Source organism: Streptococcus sp. FSL E2-3494 (assembly GCF_038007085.1).
Classification (GTDB): Bacteria; Bacillota; Bacilli; order Lactobacillales; family Streptococcaceae; genus Streptococcus; species Streptococcus thermophilus.
Map to the genome: position 1 here is coordinate 1 of NZ_JBBOWN010000008.1, position 2,038 is coordinate 2,038.

Here is a 2,038-nt window from a genome sequence, read left to right on the forward strand (position 1 = left end):
AACTTTAAAAAAGCTATTGACAAGTTTAAGAAGGGATGATATTATAAATAAGCTGTCTCTTGAGAGACGGCCAGCACGAAGAAGAGAAAAAAACTTCAAAAAAAGTGTTGACAAGATATTCTGTCTTTGCTAGAATATAGAAGTTGTCTCAAGAGAGGCAAAGACCTTTGAGAACTGAATAAGAAACCAAGTGCAGGGTTATGATAGAAGAATTATAACCTGTCAATTTACAAGAATAAATCGTCAGACGACGGTAATGAGTTAACGCTCGAACAATTATTAAAGTATTAATGAGAGTTTGATCCTGGCTCAGGACGAACGCTGGCGGCGTGCCTAATACATGCAAGTAGAACGCTGAAGAGAGGAGCTTGCTCTTCTTGGATGAGTTGCGAACGGGTGAGTAACGCGTAGGTAACCTGCCTTGTAGCGGGGGATAACTATTGGAAACGATAGCTAATACCGCATAACAATGGATGACACATGTCATTTATTTGAAAGGGGCAATTGCTCCACTACAAGATGGACCTGCGTTGTATTAGCTAGTAGGTGAGGTAATGGCTCACCTAGGCGACGATACATAGCCGACCTGAGAGGGTGATCGGCCACACTGGGACTGAGACACGGCCCAGACTCCTACGGGAGGCAGCAGTAGGGAATCTTCGGCAATGGGGGCAACCCTGACCGAGCAACGCCGCGTGAGTGAAGAAGGTTTTCGGATCGTAAAGCTCTGTTGTAAGTCAAGAACGGGTGTGAGAGTGGAAAGTTCACACTGTGACGGTAGCTTACCAGAAAGGGACGGCTAACTACGTGCCAGCAGCCGCGGTAATACGTAGGTCCCGAGCGTTGTCCGGATTTATTGGGCGTAAAGCGAGCGCAGGCGGTTTGATAAGTCTGAAGTTAAAGGCTGTGGCTCAACCATAGTTCGCTTTGGAAACTGTCAAACTTGAGTGCAGAAGGGGAGAGTGGAATTCCATGTGTAGCGGTGAAATGCGTAGATATATGGAGGAACACCGGTGGCGAAAGCGGCTCTCTGGTCTGTAACTGACGCTGAGGCTCGAAAGCGTGGGGAGCGAACAGGATTAGATACCCTGGTAGTCCACGCCGTAAACGATGAGTGCTAGGTGTTGGATCCTTTCCGGGATTCAGTGCCGCAGCTAACGCATTAAGCACTCCGCCTGGGGAGTACGACCGCAAGGTTGAAACTCAAAGGAATTGACGGGGGCCCGCACAAGCGGTGGAGCATGTGGTTTAATTCGAAGCAACGCGAAGAACCTTACCAGGTCTTGACATCCCGATGCTATTTCTAGAGATAGAAAGTTACTTCGGTACATCGGTGACAGGTGGTGCATGGTTGTCGTCAGCTCGTGTCGTGAGATGTTGGGTTAAGTCCCGCAACGAGCGCAACCCCTATTGTTAGTTGCCATCATTCAGTTGGGCACTCTAGCGAGACTGCCGGTAATAAACCGGAGGAAGGTGGGGATGACGTCAAATCATCATGCCCCTTATGACCTGGGCTACACACGTGCTACAATGGTTGGTACAACGAGTTGCGAGTCGGTGACGGCGAGCTAATCTCTTAAAGCCAATCTCAGTTCGGATTGTAGGCTGCAACTCGCCTACATGAAGTCGGAATCGCTAGTAATCGCGGATCAGCACGCCGCGGTGAATACGTTCCCGGGCCTTGTACACACCGCCCGTCACACCACGAGAGTTTGTAACACCCGAAGTCGGTGAGGTAACCTTTTGGAGCCAGCCGCCTAAGGTGGGACAGATGATTGGGGTGAAGTCGTAACAAGGTAGCCGTATCGGAAGGTGCGGCTGGATCACCTCCTTTCTAAGGAAAAACGGAATGTACTTGAGTTTCTTATTTAGTTTTGAGAGGTCTTGTGGGGCCTTAGCTCAGCTGGGAGAGCGCCTGCTTTGCACGCAGGAGGTCAGCGGTTCGATCCCGCTAGGCTCCATTGAATCGAAAGATTCAAGTATTGTCCATTGAAAATTGAATATCTATATCAAATTCCATATGTAAGTAATTACATAT

1 tRNA gene and 1 rRNA gene are annotated in these 2,038 nt (G+C 48.8%); both read left to right on the forward strand.

Annotation, left to right across the window (positions count from 1 at the left end):
- The first annotated feature begins 286 nt into the window (after nucleotides 1-286).
- Nucleotides 287-1,834: ribosomal RNA gene (locus tag NST05_RS11000) — 16S ribosomal RNA — on the forward strand.
- A gap of 54 nt (nucleotides 1,835-1,888) precedes the next feature.
- Nucleotides 1,889-1,961, forward strand: a tRNA-Ala gene (locus NST05_RS11005).
- The last annotated feature ends 77 nt before the right edge of the window (nucleotides 1,962-2,038 follow it).